General features: G+C 59.5%; 12 protein-coding genes and 1 pseudogene. 1 reads left to right on the plus strand and 12 read right to left on the minus strand.

What is annotated here, in order from left to right; genetic code table 11:
* From G7009_RS20945 to G7009_RS20995, 11 genes are all read right to left on the minus strand, one after another.
* The coding region (locus G7009_RS20945; RefSeq protein WP_181132007.1) for an electron transfer flavoprotein subunit beta/FixA family protein at positions 1-436 on the minus strand (436 nt) is incomplete at its 3' end.
* Between the two features lie 94 nt (positions 437-530).
* Positions 531-1,673, minus strand: coding sequence for an acyl-CoA dehydrogenase family protein (locus G7009_RS20950; RefSeq protein ID WP_181132008.1), 1,143 nt, complete (start codon positions 1,671-1,673; stop codon positions 531-533).
* Between the two features lie 13 nt (positions 1,674-1,686).
* Entirely contained in the window at positions 1,687-2,883 is a 1,197-nt protein-coding gene (locus tag G7009_RS20955) for an acyl-CoA dehydrogenase family protein (protein WP_181132009.1), read from the minus strand.
* A 40-nt stretch (positions 2,884-2,923) separates the two neighbouring features.
* Positions 2,924-5,029, minus strand: a complete 2,106-nt coding sequence (locus G7009_RS20960) for a 3-hydroxyacyl-CoA dehydrogenase NAD-binding domain-containing protein (RefSeq protein WP_181132010.1) — start codon at positions 5,027-5,029, stop codon at positions 2,924-2,926.
* Between the two features lie 174 nt (positions 5,030-5,203).
* Complete coding sequence (locus G7009_RS20965) at positions 5,204-6,565, minus strand: spinster family MFS transporter (RefSeq protein WP_181132011.1); 1,362 nt, start codon at positions 6,563-6,565, stop codon at positions 5,204-5,206.
* A 55-nt stretch (positions 6,566-6,620) separates the two neighbouring features.
* Positions 6,621-7,886 (minus strand): OprD family porin, encoded by a 1,266-nt coding sequence (locus G7009_RS20970; protein ID WP_181132012.1) that lies wholly within the window; start codon positions 7,884-7,886, stop codon positions 6,621-6,623.
* 683 nt (positions 7,887-8,569) lie between these two features.
* Positions 8,570-9,502, minus strand: coding sequence for a LysR family transcriptional regulator (locus G7009_RS20975; RefSeq protein ID WP_181132013.1), 933 nt, complete (start codon positions 9,500-9,502; stop codon positions 8,570-8,572).
* Positions 9,503-9,605: 103 nt separating this feature from the next.
* A complete protein-coding gene (locus G7009_RS20980; protein WP_181132014.1) occupies positions 9,606-11,528 on the minus strand; it encodes a flavin-containing monooxygenase in 1,923 nt (640 codons plus the stop codon).
* A gap of 50 nt (positions 11,529-11,578) precedes the next feature.
* Positions 11,579-12,496 carry an alpha/beta hydrolase gene (locus G7009_RS20985; protein ID WP_181132015.1) on the minus strand — a complete coding sequence of 306 codons (918 nt, stop codon included), beginning with the start codon at positions 12,494-12,496 and terminating at the stop codon, positions 11,579-11,581.
* A gap of 12 nt (positions 12,497-12,508) precedes the next feature.
* Positions 12,509-13,384, minus strand: a complete 876-nt coding sequence (locus tag G7009_RS20990; protein WP_181132016.1) for a dioxygenase family protein — start codon at positions 13,382-13,384, stop codon at positions 12,509-12,511.
* A gap of 43 nt (positions 13,385-13,427) precedes the next feature.
* Positions 13,428-14,495, minus strand: coding sequence for a maleylacetate reductase (locus G7009_RS20995; protein WP_181132017.1), 1,068 nt, complete (start codon positions 14,493-14,495; stop codon positions 13,428-13,430).
* Between the two features lie 407 nt (positions 14,496-14,902).
* On the opposite strand from G7009_RS20995, the gene G7009_RS21000 reads away from it, so the two are divergent.
* Complete coding sequence (locus G7009_RS21000) at positions 14,903-16,246, plus strand: outer membrane beta-barrel protein (RefSeq protein WP_181132018.1); 1,344 nt, start codon at positions 14,903-14,905, stop codon at positions 16,244-16,246.
* Positions 16,247-16,659: 413 nt separating this feature from the next.
* Here G7009_RS21000 and G7009_RS21005 read toward each other — a convergent pair.
* Positions 16,660-17,795, minus strand: a pseudogene (locus G7009_RS21005) (IS3 family transposase).
* Positions 17,796-17,922 lie beyond the last annotated feature (127 nt).

The following is a 17,922-nucleotide window of genomic DNA, read 5'->3' on the forward strand; positions in this document are numbered from 1 at the left end:
CCTTGGAGGCGAAGGTGCCCTGGGCATGGCCGGTCAGCGCGGCCAGCATCTGGCCGGTCTGGTTGTTGTCACTGTCGATGGCCTGCTTGCCAAGGATCACCAGCTGCGGCTGCTCCTTGTCGACCACGGCCTTGAGCAGCTTGGCCACGGCCAGGGAGTTGAGTTCTTCAGCCGACTCGACCAGCACGGCACGGTCGGCCCCCAGGGCCAGAGCGGTGCGCAGTTGTTCCTGGGCGGTCGCCGGGCCAATGGTCACCGCGACGATCTCGGTCGCCACGCCCTTTTCCTTCAGGCGTACGGCTTCTTCCACCGCGATCTCGCAGAAAGGGTTCATGGACATCTTTACGTTGGCAAGGTCGACGCCGGAGTTGTCCGCCTTGACGCGAACCTTGACGTTGTAGTCGACCACGCGCTTGATAGCGACGAGGACCTTCATGCATTACCTCCACAGTTAAAGCAATGAAACCGCTGTGAGGGGCAGCGTCTTGTGGCCACCGTCCTCACCTTTGTTCTTTGTTTACAAAATGGGTTCAGGCCACATCGAGCAGAGCTGAATAGGCCTTCAGGTGATGATCGTCGTCACCAAATTCATGGCTGAGCATCACCAGGCGCTTGGCATGGTGTGCCAGGGCATATTCCTTGGTCATGCCAATCCCGCCATGCAGCTGGATCGCCTGTTCGGCGATATTGCGCGCTGCACGGGTGACGATGAACTTGGCGGCCGCCAGGGTCCGGCTGCGCTCGTCGCTGTCAGCCTGGTCGGCGCAGTACGCGGCCAGGATCGCCATGCTGGTGGCCTGCTCCAACTCGGTGCGCATGTCCACCATGCGGTGCTGCAACACTTGGAACTGACCAATTGCCACGCCGAACTGCTGACGGGTTTTCAGATAATCCAGGGTCAGGCGACAGGCCTCCTCCATGCTGCCCAGCGCTTCAGCGCACTGCGCGGCAATCGCCCGTCCTTGCTGGTAACGCAGCGCCGAATAAACCTGCGCCGGCTCGCCAAGTACATCGGCGGCGGACACCCGTACCTTGTCCAGATACAGGTCGCAGCCCTTGCGGCCATCCACGGTCTGATAGGTGCGACGCTCGACGCCAGCGGCTTGCGGGTCGACCAGGAACAGGCCAATCCCCAGATCGTCGCGACTGTCGCCACTGACCCGGGCACTGACCAGAATCAACCCTGCCTGATGCCCGCCGACCACCACGGATTTCTTGCCTGTCAGCGTCCAGCCTTGTGGGTCCTGGTCGGCGCGGGTCTGGACATCGTTCAAGTGGTAGTGGCTCTGAGGCTCCTGAAAAGCAGTAGCGAGCAGCAATTGCCCACTGGCCACCCGTGGCAGCAGGTCTTGCTGCTGCGCCGGGCTACCGAGTTGCATGATCAACCCGCCCGCGTAGATCACCGATTGCAGGTAGGGTTCCAGGCACAGGCCTCGGCCCAGTTCGGTCATCAGCAACATTGTATCGACGCCCCCGCCTCCAAAGCCGCCCAGCTCTTGCGGGAATGGAACAGCGGTCAGCCCCAGTTCGCCGAGCTGTTGCCAGAAGGTGCGACTGAAACCTTCTTCACCACTCGCATACTGCTCGCGTGCCTCGAAGCTGTAGGCGTCACGTACCAGACGAGCCGCGGTGTCTTGCAACATTTGCTGCTCTTCGGTCAGTTTGAAATCCATGTTCAGAACCCCCTTACAGTTCGAGAATCGTCTTCGAGACGATGTTTTTCTGAATTTCGTTGGAGCCGCCAAAGATCGACAGCTTGCGCAGGTTGAAATACTGACCGGCCAACGCAGCACTGTAGTCGGTGTGCAGCGCTTGGCCCGGATAGTCCAGGTCCATTTCTTCCTGCAGAAACGGCAAGGCATAGGGTCCGATCACCTTGCGCAGCAGATGACTGATGGCTTGGCGAATCTCAGTGCCCTTGACCTTGAGGATCGAGCTTTCGGCGCCGGGTACACCGCCCTCCTTGGCCGCCGCCAGGATGCGCAAGGTGCTCATCTCAGTGGCCATGAGCTGCATTTCCACCTCCGCGACCTGGGCCCGGAACAGCGGATCTTCGATCAGGGGCTTGCCTTCGCTCATCTGCCGGCCAGCGATGCGCTTGAGGTGCGCCAGCGCCGCCTTGGACGGACCGATGCCCGCCAACCCGGTACGCTCGTAGGTGAGCAGGTATTTGGCGCAGGTCCAACCGTGGTTTTCCTCGCCGACCAGATTCTCGACCGGAACTTGCACGCTGTCGAAGAACACCTCGTTGACTTCATGCTCGCCATCGAGGGTGATGATCGGGCGCACGCTGATGCCGGGGCTGCTCATGTCGATCAGCAGAAAAGAAATACCCCGTTGCTTCTGCGCCTGCGGATCGGTGCGCACCAGGCAGAAGATCATGTTGGCGTGCTGGCCCAGGGTGGTCCAGGTCTTCTGGCCATTGACGATGTAATGATCGCCGTCGCGCACCGCCCGGGTTTTCAGTGAAGCCAGGTCGGACCCGGCACCGGGTTCGGAGTAGCCCTGGCACCACCAGTCCGTGCCGTCGAGAATACGCGGCAGGTAATGATCCTGTTGCTGGGGCGTGCCGAATTTGATCAATACGGGAGCGACCATGCTGACCCCGAACGGAATAGTGCGCGGTGCCCCCATCCGCGCACATTCCTCTTCGTAGATATGTTTTTGTACCGGTCCCCAGCCGGTGCCGCCGAATGCCACGGGCCAGTGGGTCGCATACCAGCCCTTTTCATTCTGGATCGCCTGCCAGCGCAGGTGGTCGGCTTTGGACAAGTGCTTGCCAAGGCGTACCTTTTCGGCCAGGTCCTGGGGCAACTTGCTCTCCAGGAAAGCCCTGACCTCATCGCGAAACGCCAATTCTTCAGCCGTAAAATGAATGTCCATTGTATTTCTCCAAGCCAATGAAAGACCGTGAAGCGGGCCGTTATGAAGCGGGTTTCCAGTCAGCGAAGCGCCCACCTTGGGCGGCCAGTTTTACCAGCAGCGGCGCCGGTTCCCACCAGGCGCCAAAGCGTTGGTGGAACTCGCGAATACGGGCCAGCACCTTGTCCAGTCCCAGGCTGTCGGCATAGAACATCGGGCCGCCGCGCCAGGCGGCAAAGCCATAGCCATGCAGGTAGATCACGTCGATATCGCTGCTGCGCCGCACGATGCCTTCTTCAAGGATCTTTGCGCCCTCGTTGATCAGCGCGAAGATGCAGCGCTCGACGATGTATTGATCACTGAGGTCATCGCGCGTTATGCCTTTCTCACGGGATACCGCCTCCAACAACGGCATCAACGCCGGGTTCGGCTCAGGGCGGCGCGAGCCAGGCGCATAGCGATAGAAGCCCCTGCCCGTCTTTTGTCCGAGCATGCCGGCCTCGCAGAGTTTGTCGAGTACGCCGGGCAGTGGATAGTGCGAAGGCAGAGTCTCGCGCTGCCGCTTGCGGATGCTCCAGCCGATGTCCAGTCCCGAAAGGTCGCGCATGGCGTTAGGCCCCATGGCCAGGCCAAAGCGGCGAAGGGCGGCATCCACCTGCTCTGGTGTGGCGCCCTCCTCCAACAGGAATTCGGCCTCACGGCCATACTGGAAGATCATCCGATTGCCGACGAAACCATCACAGACGCCCACCACCACCGCGACCTTGCCGAGGGTTTTACTCAGGCGCATCACGGTCGCCAACACTTCTAAACTGGTGTCCCGGCCGCGCACCACTTCCAGCAACCGCATGACGTTGGCCGGACTGAAAAAGTGCAGTCCGACCACGTCCTGGGGCCGCGCGGTGAATGCGGCGATGACGTCCAGGTCCAGTGACGAGGTGTTGCTGGCCAGGATCGCCCCGGGCTTGCAGACCTGATCCAGCCGCTCGAATACCTCACGTTTGGCCTCCAGGCTCTCGAACACCGCCTCAATGACCAAATCTGCCTCGGCCAGCTCGTTGTAATCCAGTCCGCCGTGCAGCAGCGCCAGACGTTGTCCCATCAGCTCGGCGCTCAAGCTGCCACGTTCGACGCTGGCAGCGCAGGTTTCCCGCGCATGTTGTAGCGCCCGTTGCAGGGCTTGTTCATTGATCTCCAGCAGTGTTACTGGAATGCCGGCACTGACAAAGCTCAGCGCGATGCCAACGCCCATGGTGCCGCCACCCACCACACCAACCCGCTTGATGGCCCGCACCGGGGTTTCCTTGGGCACGTCTTCGATGCGAGCGCATTGACGCTCGGCAAAGAACGCGTGTACCAGCGCCGCGCGTTGTTCAGAACCCAGACACTCCTGGAACAACGCTCGCTCACGCTGCAAGCCTTCAGCCAAGGGAAGACAGACCGCCGCTTCAACCGCCGCAACGCAACGCGGTGGAGAAAAGAAACCAGGCATGCGCTTGGCCACTTCGGCGCGCTTGGCCGCGATCAGCGCGCTGTTATCGACGCTATCGAGCGCGGCGGTCTGGTCGCCAGTGCGCCGCACCCCCAAGGATTCGTCCAGCATCCGCTGGGCAAACGCGACTCCGGCCGCTCGCGGATCGCCTTCAAACAATTCGTCGATGATATGGGATTCCAAGGCTTGCAGGGCATCGATGGGCGCGCCGGAGACAATCATGTCCAGCGCCTTTCCTATCCCTGCCAGGCGCGGCAACCGTTGCGTTCCCCCCGCCCCTGGCAGCAGGCCGAGCTTGACTTCCGGCAGACCGACCTGGGCATCGCGGTGGGCAATGCGGTAGTGGCAACCCAGCGCCATCTCAAGACCGCCACCCAGCGCCATGCCATGAATTACCGCGACGCAGGGTTTGGCACTTTGCTCAAAAGCATTGACGACGTCTGGCAAGCTCGGTGCCTGTGGCGGCTTACCAAACTCTTTGATGTCCGCGCCGGCAATAAAGGTTCGGCCGCTGCACAGCAACACCAGCACATCGACCTGGGCATCACTCTGCGCCTCGTGCAAGGCATCGAGCAAACCTTGGCGCTGGGCTTGACCGAGCGCATTCACAGGAGGGTTGTTCAGGGTAATAAGGGCAATCCGACCTTGATGCTCATAGTTCACGCTGGAATTCATCTGAACCTCAATACTTGTTTTTATTGGAACTAGGTTTCGCTGTGCAGAACGAATTGGGTGATTTTACCAAAGCATTGGTGTAAGGCAAATGGTTTCTTGCGGTATTGAGTGACAGAAATAAAACTGACACCACGAGGGTGCCAGTTCGGTCAAGCAGCAAGCACGGGCTGGAAGTCAGGCATCCGCGCGTGGTGCGTGGGGGGTGGGCACAACGATGCGCTGATCTGTGGGCGTCCAGGTTTTGAGGCGCTCCAGACTCGCGCGATAAGCACGTAAGCCACTTGCCAGAATCACTACTGCCAGGATCAGAGAAACCGCGGTCACCACAGCCAGTGAGTAACGCAACGCTGAGTCACTGCCAAACACATAGTCGGTACCCAAGGCCACGGCGGTCGGCCCGATCCCTAGACCAATCAGTGTCACGGCGAACTGATAAAGCGCCGACGCCTGCCCACGCATCGGGCTGGGCACGACCTCCTGGACAGCCAGAGGGCCGACGCCGAACGGCATGCTCACGGTGAAGACGTGCAAGGCCATCAGTACCAGGGCCAGGTTCTTGTCTTCCACCATATAGCCCAGGTTGGACGGCAGCGTCAGCAGCGCTGCCAGGATCGCAATGCGCAACGGCGCGTCCCTGTGACCGCGTTTGATCAGCCAGTCGCACAGACGACCTCCCACCAGCAAACCGAGCGAACCACAGATCGCCATCATGCTGCCGTAAATCACACCGACCTCGGGCACGGTCATGTCGAATGAGCGCACAAAGAAGGTAGGAATCCATGCACTGCTGCCATAGGCAGTGAAGGTTAAACAGGCAAATCCCAGATTATGGCAGAGCATGGTGCGGCGGTTCTTGTACAGATAATCGACGAACTCCGAAAACGGTAGCTCCAGGCCCGCACCGACCCCGTGCCGTGCCGGTTCACGCAGCAGCAACAGACACAGTGAAAAGACCAGACCGATGGCACCTAGAATCAAAAACACCATTTGCCACGGGCGCACCGTGCCAAGAAGCGGCAAGTTCAAGTCCCCCTGGCTGGTGGCGAAGTGCACCGCCACCCCACCCAACAGCAAGGCAACGCCCGATCCCAGGTAAATCGCCGTCGAATACACACTAAAGGCAGTACCCCTGCGCTCAGGCGTAAAGCTGTCGGATATCATCGAATAGGCGCAAGGCGCGAGCGATGCCTCACCGGCCGCCACGCCGATACGGCAGAAGAGAAACTGCCAGTAGCCTTTGACCATACCGCACGCAGCGGTCATGCCGCTCCAGACCAGAACGCCGCACAGCAACAAATTGCGTCGGCTCTTGCTGTCGGCAATCCGCCCCAAGGGGATACCGCACATGGTATAGAAGATCGCAAAAGACAAGCCCATCAAAAGGCTCATCTGGGTATCACTGATATCCATGTCATGCCGAATTGGTCCCACCAACAGGTTGAGAATCTGCCGGTCCACAAACGAAAGAACATAGGCCAACATCAGCACGCCAACAGTGAACCAGGCGCGTATAGTTGATGGATAACGTGAATTCATAGCCGCTACGACCTCATTGTTGTTATGGACGCCCTGCGGGCTCTTACCGACTCGACTACAGCAATGGCAGGGTGTAACTGATGATCAGGCGGTTGTCGTCCAGATCACTGCCAAAGTGCTTCATACGCAACGAAGAGTTACGCCACTTCACCCCGACGTTTTTCAATGGCCCGCCCTGGAACACATAGGTGATATCGGTATCGCGCTCCCACTCCGTTCCTGTTGGCTTACCCGCCCCCAGTTCGATCCCATCGCCATGGATATAACGGGTCATGAAGGTCAGCCCAGGAATCCCGGCGGCTGCCAGATTGAAGTCGTAACGGACTTGCCAGGACTGCTCTTCTCGGTTGGCGAAGTCATTGTTCGAAACGAAGTTGGGAAGAAAGGCATCAGCGCCATTGATGTAGGCGTAGCCGGTATCTCCGCTCATTTTTTGGTAGCCCAGACCCAGACCATGACCGCCTACGCTGTAGGTGAACATCGCCGCCGCTGCCGTGTTGTCGATGTTGCTATTGCCCTGGTTATAGGAACGGGCAAACCGCAGGTCGCTTTTGAACGACTGGCCGCCGCCCAGCGGCTGCACGTGCAGCACGCTGAAGTTGTGCTGGCGATAGAAACTGTCGAGTGCACCGTAGAAGTAGCTGGCGCTCAGCTGGTCGCTCCATGTGTAGCCAACACCAGCGAAGTTGAACTCGTCGCTGGTGACGCCCTTGGTGAGCCGTATGCCCTTGGCATTCGATACTGAAGGCGTCATGTCTTCCCGGTTGGTCGAGTCCCGCTGGGTCACCTGGCGCAGGGAGCCTATGTCAACCGTAAGGTTGCCGAACGCCTGGGAATTCAAATGCATGCCCTCGAACGTCTGCGGCAACAGACGCGTGTCGTTGAATTGCACCACCGGCAGGCGCGGGTGCAACGTGCCGAGTCTGAGCACGTTGCCGGACGTCCGTACCTTGGCGGTCAGGCCCAAAAAACCGTTGTTGCTCACGGAACGGCCGTCGCGCCGACGCGGAACCAGCCCAGAGCCGGCACGGTCCTGACTGGAGTCCAGCGTCAGGCCAAGCAAGCCGATGGCATCGACCCCAAATCCGACAGAGCCCTCAGTGAAGCCAGACGCGTAGCGCAACAGTCCCCCTTGGGCCCATTCCTCCTGCTTTGACTGAGGTGCGCCGGACTGTTGAAAGTCCCGATTGATGTAAAAATTGCGCAGCTCGACGCTTGCCTTGCTGCCCTCAAAAAAGTCTGCTGCTGCAGGTGCCGAAAATCCAATGACCGCGCTGGTCAATAGAAGATGCGGCGCAAGAATGCAGGTATTGCGCTCCATGGTGCGGCCCTTTTTTTGTTATCGATGTAACACCGCCTTTCACATGACAGTTTGGCTGACAGCTCATAGCCTAATAGGCTATTTCGCTGTGCGGAACTCAGTTCCTCTGCATGAACGAAAATATAGCCATGTCTAGATTTTCATGTAAAGACAAAACGCTAACCAGAAATGCTTATTTTCAATAACTGCATGTTTTTTATGAATTATTTTATTACCATCAATTCGCCTAGAAAATCATTAGTTCCGCCAGGCGAAATATACGATTCATTTATAAAAATATCGGGCTCGGTGGTTTTGCCGATGCTCTGCCCAAGGCCTTGTCGGGCGGCATGCCTCAGCGTGCGGCCTTGGATGAAGCGCTATACCTAAGTGTTCGGGTATCGGTGATTCGCAATCGGCCTGGGGGCGGTTTGCCGGGAACTGGGGATGGGGGTGAGGTAGCCACGCAAGCGGCGGGATGATCGGCTGGCGCGGTTGCGGGACAAGCCCTTGAGGCATTGCAGGGTGCTCGGATGACTTAAGGGCTGGACAAGGCGGTACGAATGACCGCAAACGGGATTAGCGCGCCCTTACACCTTTGTCTTGTGTGTCGTGCTGAGCTGCTCGCCCCTGGGGGGAGCGATTATTTGAGCCGGTCTAGTGGTGCCTAGAAGAGAGCAGGAAACGGTAGCGCTACTGCCGCATCAGTGGAGCTGGAACCCGCAATCGATCAGGCTTTGATCCCACTGCGGTACCTCGCCGATACGCTCGATCAGAAAATCGATCAAGGTCCGTACCCGCAAGGCGCGCCGCTGGGTTTCGGGGTACACAGCGGCGAAATCGAAAGACGACAAACGATAGTCGGTGAGAATCGGTACCAACCGACCGCTGATGAAATCATTGCTGGCGATAAGAGTCGGCAGGCAAGTGATGCCGGCGCCGTTCAAGGCATAGTCACGCAGCAAATGGATGGAGCTTGAGCGCATCTGGCTGTGCAGGGTCAGATCAACGCATTCCTCCCCCTGGGTAAATTGCCAGCGATTGCGCGACGGGTAAGAACTAAACAAAGCAACGCGATGATCCTTGAGGTGCACGGGATGCTCCGGAGCACCCTGGTCGCGCAGATACTGCGGTGATGCGCAGAACACCCGATGCAGCGTGAACAGTTTGCGTACCACCAGGCGCTCGGCATGGGGCGGGAACATCTGGAAAGCAATGTCGAAACCTTCCTCGATCGGATCGACCACGCGGTCGGTGACCACCACATCGAGCTCGATCTCGGGGTACATCGCGGTGAACTCCGCCAGCATCGGGCCCAGGTGGTCGATTGCAAAGCCTTGCAGTACTTGCAAGCGCAACTGGCCCGTGAGGTTGGAACGCTGATGGCGCATCTTCTCGGTCAGGCCATGAAAGCCCGCGACCATGTCGGCGCACTCCTGAACATACGCCTCGCCGATATCCGAGAGACGGACATGGCGGGTGCTACGGTGGAACAGCGGCGAGTTGATGAGCGTCTCGAGCTGCTGCACGCGATGGGTAATGACGGAACGGGTGACGCCCAACTGCTCCGCAGCCTTGGCGAAGCTGCCGGTTTGCGCCACGCGCACGAATGCTTCAGTAATGAGTAGACGATCCATGACCTCTCTCTTCTTGTAATTATTGGCGGCCCTCATCGGGTCGATCAGGCACAGCCGGCCTTGGCATAGTAAGGCTGTGCCTTTGTTCCCGCCAGCGCAGTGGTCAGGAAAGGTGGTAGTCGGTCGGCTCGACTTCATGGGTACGATGCCAAAACTCCACGGCGTTGAAAGGGAAGTTCTGCGTGACCCGGCCCTTGCTGTTCTTGTACCAGCTGTTGACCTTGGAGAAACCCCAGGCGCGCAGGAGGTTGGCCTGGTCGATCCGCTGGTTGTAGGTCTCGAACACCGGTTCCTTGACCTCCATGCTCTGATGCCCGCCCTCGAGCAGAAGCCGCACCGCATCGACGATGTATTTGGCGGTCAGTTCCGAAAACTGGATGATGGTGCTATATACCACCAGGCTGGTGTTGGGCCCGTACATGCAGAACATATTAGGGAACTCAGGTACGGTCATACCCAGATAGGCCCGTGCGTCGTCCCCCTTCCAGGCCTCGTGCAAAGCGACGCCGCCACGGCCGGTGATGTTGATCGGCATGAGGAACTTGGAGGCATGAAACCCGGTGCCATAGACGATCAGGTCGAACTCGTGCTCGGTGCCGTCGACGCAGCAGATGCCCTTGGGGGTGATGGCCTCGATCGGCTGGCGAATCATGCTGACGTTGTCGCGCTTTAGCGTCGAAATCCAGGTGCCGTTGTCGCGCACGATGCGTTTGCCACCCACTGGCGAGTCAGGGACCAACACGTCTCGCAGGTCCGGGCGGTCGGCGAACTGCGGTTCCATCCAGGCACTGATGTCCTGGCGCAGTTGCTCGTTGCGCGCAGACACCGCGACTTCGGTCGGTGGATAATCGACATCGACCATCACATCCTCGAGGAACCCGACACCCTGCGGCATCGCCATGGCTACCCGGTTCCACAGGCTGTAATGGGGCACATGGGCGAGCAACCACTTGCAGCTCTCGGAATTTTTCTCGTGCAGATCAGGGGTCGGCAGCAGCCAGTTGGTGGTGCGCGCAAACACCTTGAGATCGGCAGCCGTCTTGGCGAGCTGTGGAATGAACTGCGTCGCACTGGCACCTGTGCCGATCACCCCCACACGCTTGCCGCTCCAGTCGACGCTGTGGTCCCATTGCGCCGAGTGGAAAGTCGGGCCTTCAAACTGCTCGATACCGGGGATCGCCGGAATCATCGGCCGATTCAACTGCCCTACGGCAAATACCACGACGTTGCTGTCGACGCGGATCTGGCCGTCGCTGTTGCGGCACAGCAATTGCCAGCGTTGAGTCGCTTCGTCCCAATGGGCATCGCTGACTTCGGTGTTGAACTGAATATGCTCGTACAGACCGTTTTCCCGGGCTACCGCCTGCATGTAGGCAAACACCTGCGGCGCCGGAGCGAAACAGTCGTCCCAGATATGGCGCGCAAAGGAGAAACTGTAGAAAAAACTGTGGATATCGACGCGGCAACCCGGGTAAGTGTTCTCGCGCCAGGTGCCACCGACATCGCTGCCCTTCTCATAGACTACAAACGGTACCCCGGCCTGCTTGAAGCGCAGCGCCGCGATCATGCCGCTCTCGCCCGCACCGATGATGACGACCTTGAAGTCCCGGTTGGGGGCGACATGGTCTTTATGCCAGCGCGGGGTGCGCAGATCCTCTTCGGCCGTGACCGCCTCCTCGGCGATCAGGGGCAGATAGGGTTCGATGACGGGGCCCATCAGCCAGGTGCCCAAGGCGTGCAGCTGATCACTGGTAGGACGCCCCGGTGCCGGCCGGCCGCTGTCACGAAAGGCCAGCAGGCGCTGCAGGCAAAACGCGCGAACCTGGGCTTCTGTTTCGGGGGTCATGCCGCTGCCCGCGACGCCCATGGCAACCACGGGCTTCCATTCGGGCTTGAGGATTGTGAGGTCGCCAGTCAGGTGTGCGACCGTCATCAGCAGCGTCGGTATATCAGCTCCCTGCAGGTGGCCGCGCAGGGTTTCATCGTCACAGTCAAGGGAAGGCACAGTGGTATTAAAAGCGCTCATGGTAAACCTCTTGTTCTTTTTGTCAGGAGTCGTTGATCGTCTGTAAGGGGTCAAACGGGCGGTAACCAAAGTTCGATCTGGTCACCCAGCCAATCCAGCGCATCGCCGCTGGCACGCAAGAACGGCATGGTCACGAAGCCGTGCATCTGGCCGCTGAAGCAGCGCTCGACCACGGTGATTCCGGCCTGCGCCAGGCGCTCGGCGTAGGCCTGGCCTTCGTCACGCAGCACATCCAGCTCCGCGGTCAGTACCACTGCCGGTGGCACGCCATGCAGGTCCTTGGCGGCCAGCGGCGAGGCGGCAGGCTGCTGACGCTGGCTGGCATCGGCCAGGTAGTGATCCCAGAACCAGCGCATGTCTTCACGGGACAGCAGCAACTGGCGTTGCGGGTCCAGGTAAGCGGGGCCATCGAGATCGGCCTGGGTGACCGGATAGATCAATACCTGCAATGCCCAATGCAACTGACCACGCTGGGCCGCGCGCTGGGCGAACACCGCGGCCAGGTTGCCGCCAGCGCTGTCACCGGCGACGATGAGCTTGCCGTCGGTGCCGCCAGCCAGCCGGGGACGACGATCTACCAGCCATTGTGCGGCGCGCTCGACATCATCGAGCGCGGCCGGAAACGGAAACTCCGGGGCCAGGCGGTACTCGACCAGCACCACGGTGCATTGGGTACGCTGCGCCAACTGGCGAGCAAAATAATCGAAGTCGTCGATGCCTCCGACCACCCAGCCACCGCCGTGCAGGTACAGAATGGCGCCACGGACCGAGGCGCTGGGGCTTAGCACCCGCAAGCGCGCCCCGCCCAATTGCACTTCCTCGACACTGTGCATGACCGGCCCTTCGGCCTCGGGACGCAGCTGCGCCATGATCGCGCGGGCCTCCACGGGATCCATCAAGTGAAACGGCTTCAAGCCGCTTTCGGCCAACTGCGCCAACAGCTGGGCAGACTCGATATCGAGTGTCATAGCGTTGCCCTCCTACGCCGTGGCATCCAAGACGAAGTCGAAACTCGCGAGGTGGAAGTCGGTGCCAATATCGAACTGCGCGGCCAGTGGGTCGCGGGCGCTACGCGGTTGGTAGACCACCCGCAGGGAATCCTTGACCCCGAACACCGCATCCGAATCGATATAGGGATCGTCGTCATTGAACACGTGAGTCACCAGGCGCTTGTGGCCTGGCGCATCGAGCATGAAATGCAAATGCGCGGGGCGCCACGGGTGCCGGCTCGTCGCCTCCAGCAACTCACCCACGGGGCCATCGGTAGGGATCGGATAACTGACCGGGACCACGCTGCGAATTGCATAGCGCCCCTGTTCATCGGTGTGATAGCGACCGCGCAGGTTGCCGTGCGGCTGGGTAACGTCCTGGCCGGAGTACTGGCCGTTTTCGGCGGTCTGCCAGACATCGAGGGTGGCCCCCGGCAGCGGGTTGCCGGCGGTATCGCGAACATAACCGGTAATCAACGAAGCGCTGCCGGGAATCAGCGCCATGTTTTCGCCGTATTCGCGATCCGGCATGCCGGCGATATAGAACGGCCCGAACACCGTACTCTCGGTCGCCTCGGCGCCGTTGCGGTGCTCGATGGCGTCGACCAGCATGGACAGCCCCAGCACATCGGAGAGCAGGATGAACTCCTGACGCACCACGTCGTCGCACTTCTGGCCGGTGGCCGTGAGGAACTGGATCGCCTGAAACCACTCGGCCTCGCTGAGCTCCACTTCGCTGGCAAACTGGTGCAGATGCCCTACCAGTTTTTGCAGCAAAAAGCGCAGGCGCGCGTCGGGGGTATGGGCAAAGCTGTTGACGGCACGGGCAGTGATCTCGCGTTCGGAAGCTAAGTCAGCGTTACTCATATTTATAATCTCATCTGGCAATCGTGGATCAGCGCAAACGCCTTCAGGCCGGGGCTTGTCCCTTCAACGCGCGGGTCAGCAAGGCCTCGATGGCATCCTGCTCAAACGGCCGCGGGTTGTAGTAAGGGCTGGCGCAGGCGATGCGCGCCGCTTCAGCTGGGCCATCCTCGGGGAAGCCGATATCGGCCAGGGCCAAGGGAATACCGAGGCGGCGGTTCAGGGCGTACAGCAGTGGCCCGACTTCGTCTGCCTGCTCCCCACCCAATGCGCGCGCCACGCGTTGCAACGGCTCGGCGGCGGCCTCGCGGTTGTAGTGCGCGGCGTGGGGCAGAACGATGGCGTGGGCCTGAGCGTGCGGCAGGTTGAAGGTGCCCCCCAGGGTGTGGCAGAGCTTGTGGTGGATCGCCATGCCGACCGAACCCAGGCAGATGCCGGCCAGCCACGCCCCTTGCAACGCCTGGCCGCGCGCTTCGACGTTGTGCGGGTCATCGACGATTTTGGGCAGCGACTGCGCCAGGGCGCGGATCGACTCTTCGGCCATCAGCGAGATCACCGGGTTGGCGTCTTCGGCGTACAGGGCTTCGATCGCGTGGGCCATGGCGTTCATGCCCGAGCACGCCGATAGCGCGACCGGCAGGGTCAGGGTCAGTTGCGGATCGTAGATGACGGTCTTGGGCAACACCCGCGGATCACGTCCGGTTTTCTTCAGGCGGTTTTCGGTCAGGCCGTAGATCGGCGTCATCTCCGAGCCGGCGTAGGTAGTCGGCACCGCCAGGATCGGCAAGTCGCTGTCCATGGCGATGGCCTTGCCCAGGCCGATGGTCGAACCACCGCCCACCGCCACGCAGCAATCCGCTTCGCGGCGCACGGCCTCTTCGCGGGCGGCCTGGGCGGTTTCCAGAGGCACGTGCATTACGGCCTTGGGATAAACCCCGGCGCTGCGCTCGCCCAGCAAGCGAGCGACCTGCTCACCGAGTTCCTGTTGTTCCGGGGTGGTGAGGATCAGTGCGCGACGGGCGCCCAGGCGCTGGATTTCGTCGCTCAGACTGGCGAGTTTGCCCGCGCCGAAAATCACCCGCGTCGGCGTGCCTTGATAGATAAAGGTATTCATGAGGTTGCCTCAGAGTGGGTAACGCGGCTGTTCTGGCCGCGGACTCGCTTGAGCGAGGCGTTGGTGCAAGGCGCCAGCGAGATTGAAACTGACTTGAATGCAGGTTGAGTACTCATCGTCCTAGCCTGTTATTTTTGTGTTTGATTGGCTAAACGGTAAGGTGCCCCCCCTGCGCTAACAAGGCCATTCTCGGCGAAATGACTGTTCGCGAAACGCGAACAAAGCAATTGATAAGGCCTGCGCCGTGTCGACTCGATCGGCATACAAACAAGGGTTGTTCGTGTTTCATGAACATTCTATTCGCCCATATTGGCCTTGTTTGGTCGGGGCTGGGAACTTAACGTCCGGGCACAGAAGAGAGGGCTACGAGCCCGTTCGAACAAAAATAACAATAAGGTCAAAGCCCCATGCGCAAGTCCCTCGCCTCCCTGTGCGCGATGTTGTCGTGCACGCTGTGTGCTGCCTCCCCCTCCCAACCTGGGGAAGGTGACCTGGCTACCTGGTTGATCCCCGAACTGAAACAAGACACTGGCATAGAAGTCTATGGCGTGATCGACGCAGGGTATTCGCGTAACAACACATCCACCCGCAGCGAGCGCAGCGGTGGCCAGACCAACTTGCCAGTGGCCGGGTATGCCGATGAGAAATTCGAACTGGCGTTTTTCAATCTATTTATCGAAAAGCCGCTGAACAGCCGCTACTTACCACGCGCCACGCCTCTGCCAGGGCCACAGGCCACGGATTATTCATTCGGCTTCAACTTGGGATTGTTATATGGCCGTGACGGCCAATTCGCCCGCACCACGGGCTGGGATGAGCATTGGGGAGTCAATGAACCGGGCGCATCGGACGCTGCCAGTGCCCAGCGGCGCCGGCAAAAATTCTATGCATTCCCGGATCTGTTCGCCACGGCCTACCTGCCGTATGGCACCGGCGTGAGTATCATGGCGGGGATCTTCGGGCCAGGGATCGGCTATGAAATTCCGCCAAATATCCGGGTCGCGCGCAACGCGTTCGCGACCAAGACCTACGCATTCGTGACCGAGCCAGGTACGGTCAGCGGAGTGGTTTTGGGTACGAGAATATTCGATACCAAATCCAGCGTACTGGGTGGCGAACTGGGCATCGTGCAGGGCTGGAATAACCTGCGTGACAATAACGACTGCAAATCGGTACTGGGCGCCTTACGCTGGCGTAGCGCCGATATGCAAGCCTGGATAGATTATGAATTCATCGTCGGCAATGAGCAGAACAAAAACACCGACGATATCCAGGCACCTACCTCGCGTTTGATTTCATCCAGCGGCCAATTCAAGCAACTGCATTCACTGAATGGCTGGTTTGCGCTGGATAGACGTTGGTCCCTCGGCGTCGAGGCTGTATATGGACGCCAGGACGGCGACGGTAAATCAGACACCGTCGATGTAGTGACCGGGCCGGGGTTTGCGGGTGCGCATTGGTGGGGCGTCAATAGTTCATTGAGTTATCGGTATCGCCAGGACCTGACTTTGTCCGCCAGGGCAGAACACTTCAGTGACCCTCAGGGGTTTGCGCTGTTTCCGATATCCATAGCTCGAGGCGCATTCAATGGTATTACCCTGGGCCTGCGCTATGAAGCCACGCGTAACTTGTCGCTGCGACCAGAAATCAGATACGACTGGTTTAGCGGAAATGATGATGACCGGCCCTTTGGCAATGGCAGAGATCGCCAGCAAGCGACGGCAACAATGCAAGCGCTGTATTATTTTTGACTACGGTTTTAGGCCAGTGTATCGCGGCAGCGCAGCGATCGTTATCAGCGTAGTGGACGCCGGCGGTCACCTGATCTCTCTGGAGCGCGCGGACGGCGTCGCCACCGGCTGCTGAACCCCCGCTGCGATACCCTGAGCGCCAGGACGTATTCGGCTGTCAGGGTATCGAAAAAAATAACCACCTTTTAGAAAGAATAATCCTGAAAAATCAGCTTGTTACCCTGATTCTCGACGTATTGGAAGGTCGATGACTCTTCAATCAGCTTCCTGAAAAGGATAAATCCACTCCCTTTTTGCCCTCTCGTATGCGAACCATGGATCCGTAAAAAGGATAAACCCTCCCTTAAAAAGATACTCTCTATTACGGAGTCCGATGCGTAGGTGATCGAACGCCGATGGCGTATCTGTAATGGTCAACTAATCCCGGACACTGCGTTAAGTTTTTGCTCGGCGACCGCAGGCGCTAGGCCTTCATTGAACTGATGCGGTCGCCGCCAGTTGTACCGCTGCATCAAGAACCGACCAATATCCTGTTGCGCCAACGTAGCGCTCATGTAGCCCACCGTCGGTATCCATTCTGTTTTCAGACTGCGTTGTCATGGCAGTTGCCGCGCCGGCTCATGCTCTGTTTGAAGCGGTATCGCCATAGTCTCCAGCGGAAACTACGGCTTCCGTATTGGCTACCTTGGCCGCTGTGAAACAGCACATTTTGAGGCCGGCCACGTTGCTCATAGGCCATGTCCAACGCCTTGATGACCAGGTCGGCGTCGGGCTTGGGTGAGAACGCCCAACCCACCGCCCGGCGCGCATAAAGGTCGATTACGGCCGCCAGATAGTGCCACCGGCCCTGAGCCCAGACGTACGTAATATCACCGCACCAGACCTCATTGGGGGATGCAACGGTGAACTCTCGATCAAGCACATCCGGGATATCGGGACGCTCCACTGTGGCCTTTTTGTAGGCATGGGACCCGGCTGCTTGCTGATCAAGTTCATCTCGCTCATCAACTTGCTACCTTGAATCGCCCGATTTTCAGGCCATCGTCTTTCATCATCAGCATGATACTTCGACTGCCCGCAGCGCTTCGGCTTTGCGTAAACAGCTCGTTCACGCGGCTGCGCAAAACCATCCGCTCGGCATCCGGAGATCGACGTTTGCGGCAGTACGCGTAGTAGCAAGACCGGGGGACTTCAAGTATCGAGCACAACAGATCAACAGGCTCTTGAGCCCGCAGTTGATCGATTAACGCGAACGCTCGTGTTCCTCGGCCATCAAGAGCGCGGTGGCCTTTTTTAAGATCGATTTTTCCCGTTCCAGACGGTTGATTCGGGCTTCCAATTTCTGAATTTTTTGCTGCTCTGGAGTCAGGGCTTTGCTGATCGGAGTGACACCGCCACGTTCCTGCTGGAGCGGGTTCACCCAACGACGCAAGGCCGACTCAACCAGCCCAAGCGAACGGGCTGCTTCGGTATGGCTGTAGCCTTCGAGCAAAAGGCACGCAGCCTCTCGCTTGAACTCAGGGGTAAAGGTACGACGTTGCTTGGTCATCAGACACCTCTCTATGGCGAGCATTCTCGCCTAAATGGGTGTCCGTTTTCATTAGACCACTACATTGGGCGCCGGATGGCGAGAGATTAGCCGATTTTTCCTCGTTACTCTGGCTGCTCGCCCTGCC

This window comes from Pseudomonas capeferrum, from assembly GCF_013523055.1.
GTDB lineage: Bacteria > Pseudomonadota > Gammaproteobacteria > Pseudomonadales > Pseudomonadaceae > Aquipseudomonas > Aquipseudomonas capeferrum_A.